Source organism: Candidatus Amarolinea aalborgensis, assembly GCF_900491745.1.
In the GTDB taxonomy this organism is placed as follows: Bacteria; Chloroflexota; Anaerolineae; order SSC4; family Amarolineaceae; genus Amarolinea; species Amarolinea aalborgensis.
In genome coordinates this window covers 1-2109 of the sequence record NZ_UETR01000076.1, presented here as the reverse complement: position 1 = coordinate 2109, position 2109 = coordinate 1, and the positions used below count along the sequence as shown (strand labels likewise).

The 2109-nt window shown below is 52.3% G+C and carries 2 protein-coding genes and 2 pseudogenes; 2 read left to right on the top strand and 2 right to left on the bottom strand.

The window, feature by feature from the left end; all coding sequences use genetic code 11:
• Positions 1 to 219, top strand: a pseudogene (locus tag ACPQ6D_RS23750) (hypothetical protein); the annotation flags it as partial.
• A gap of 50 nt (positions 220 to 269) precedes the next feature.
• Here ACPQ6D_RS23750 and ACPQ6D_RS23745 read toward each other — a convergent pair.
• Entirely contained in the window at positions 270 to 449 is a 180-nt protein-coding gene (locus ACPQ6D_RS23745; protein WP_423226833.1) for a helix-turn-helix domain-containing protein, read from the bottom strand.
• A 365-nt stretch (positions 450 to 814) separates the two neighbouring features.
• The gene (locus ACPQ6D_RS23740; protein ID WP_423226832.1) at positions 815 to 991 is read right to left on the bottom strand and encodes a ribbon-helix-helix domain-containing protein; all 177 of its coding nucleotides are present in this window, start codon (positions 989 to 991) and stop codon (positions 815 to 817) included.
• Positions 992 to 1184: 193 nt separating this feature from the next.
• On the opposite strand from ACPQ6D_RS23740, the pseudogene ACPQ6D_RS23735 reads away from it, so the two are divergent.
• Positions 1185 to 2109, top strand: a pseudogene (locus tag ACPQ6D_RS23735) (hypothetical protein); the annotation flags it as partial.

Genomic DNA, 2109 nt, shown 5'->3' with positions numbered 1-2109 from the left:
TCCTATGATGTGCCGGAAATTCGCACCATGTATGCCAATCCCAAATGCCACATCATTCCGGTGCAGTCTTACTCAGGCATGAACATCGAAAAAGGCAAAAGTGAGCGCGTGCTCAACAAAGAAGTGTTGATTGTAAACTTTACGCCTCCGCATCACATTATTGCCAGAAAACTCGCAGAGCAGACTGACAAGCCTCTGCAAATGGGACTCCAATTATAGGCACGAGCGGTCAATGACTTATCTCTGCCAAAGCCAACAAGGCAACCACGCTACTTCTCCGCCTCCCCATCCTCCACCGGCTCCGGCTGCCGCAGCCAGGCCTCAAGTTCCGAACGCAAGACGCGCCATTCGACGCCTACTTTGCGACCTGGCAATTTGCGAGCGCGCAACATAGCCCGAATAGCATTAGGGTGCATCTGTAGGAATGCTGCCACCTGTTCAACCTTCATTACCTCGGGCCATTCACTCATGCTTTAGTTTTCTCCAGGCTGAGATAGAATCAAGAGCCATTTAGTAAACACTTGTATACTTTTGTATACATATGCGTTTGACAAATCACTGAGAGCGGTGTATACTTCCTCAAAAGCAAACAGGGCAGCCCCGACTGGTCATCTCGACTGCCCTGCTGCTGTAACCCTGGGCGGGAAGAACGCTTGCGCCTCTTCCCCAGGCTGCGCCGCGTGAGCGTTGCGCCTGCTGGCTTACGGTGATATTGTACTATAAAAATGCGCAAAACTTAAACGCCAGGACGCAAAGGCGCAAAGGGATTTCTACCTGCGGGTCGTTTTATCCGCCATGAGCATAAGCTCTTAACTCACCTTTTGGCCGTGACATTGCTTGCTTTCGGCGTAAACGCCGGATCGCCGTTGAGCCATGCTTCTAGCCATTCACGCACCAGCTCGCTGACAGCAACGTCCTCCTGGCGAGCCTTAATAAAGACTGCCTTGTGGAGATCGGCATCTAGCGAAACCTGCAACCGTTTTTCATTCATATTCACCGCCATTTCTATTCGAAATTCTAATTTATGGTGGTCATTTTGTCAACTCAAAAGCATATAATAATAAATGTTCATATGATGATATAGTGTTATACTCATTTGACACAATACTCATTGATGTGATAGAATACGATCAAGACGGTACACCAGCACGGTTCAGGTTGCGTATTGAAAAGGTAACTCAGTGATGGACACCCAACCCGCCACATCGCCCAGGCCCGCCGGCCTGCTCATCCTCAACGATCCGCATCCCATGCGGATCTGTCCCGAGCTGGCGTTAGAGATTGGTCTCAACGAGTCTATCGTGCTCTTGCAGCTCGATTATCTCTTGCGCATCGCGCCAGACGACGAACGTCACTGGCACGATGGGCAGAAATGGACCCACCAAAGCCTCACCGATCTGCAAGCCCATTTTTCTTGGTGGAGTCTCCCCACCATTGGCCGTATCATCACCAACCTCAAAGACAATGAGTTGATCCTGATCGAAAACTTCAATCGGCTGCGCTTCGACCGTACGCAATGGTTTACCCTGAACCCCGTGGGCCTGAGCCGCCTGCGCAGCGTCTTTCTGCCGCCCCTGGAGCCGCCCATTTTTCAAAATGATAAATGCATTTTTCAAAATGATAAATCGAAGCGCGCAAAATGCAAAATGCATGCGCGCAAAATGATAAATCGAAGCGCGCAACTTGTAACGACAATACCAGAGAATACAACAGAGACTTCAACAAAGACTTCCGCAAAGATTACCAACAACAGCATCGCGCCCGCCGACCGAACATCAGCCGCTCAAAAAACGGTTGCTGCTGCTGCTGTTGATTCCCCGGTCGAGGTTTCGTCGGTCGCGGCTGCTTCTCAGGCCGAAAATGCTGCTGCTGCTGGTTCGCAGGCCGAGGTTTGTGATCTTTTAGCCGCGTTCGGCATCGTGGAACCGAACCTGGGGAAAATCGCGCGCGGCGGCGTGAGCTGGGCCCGCGCGCAGGCCTGGATTTGGGCGGTGCAAGGGAAAAATCTGTCCAACGCGCCCGGCATGGTCGTCAGCCGCTTGTTGGCCGGCGATCCGCCCCCTCCCGCGCTGCTCGATCTGGCGCAGCAGCTGCAAGCCCTCGATGCGA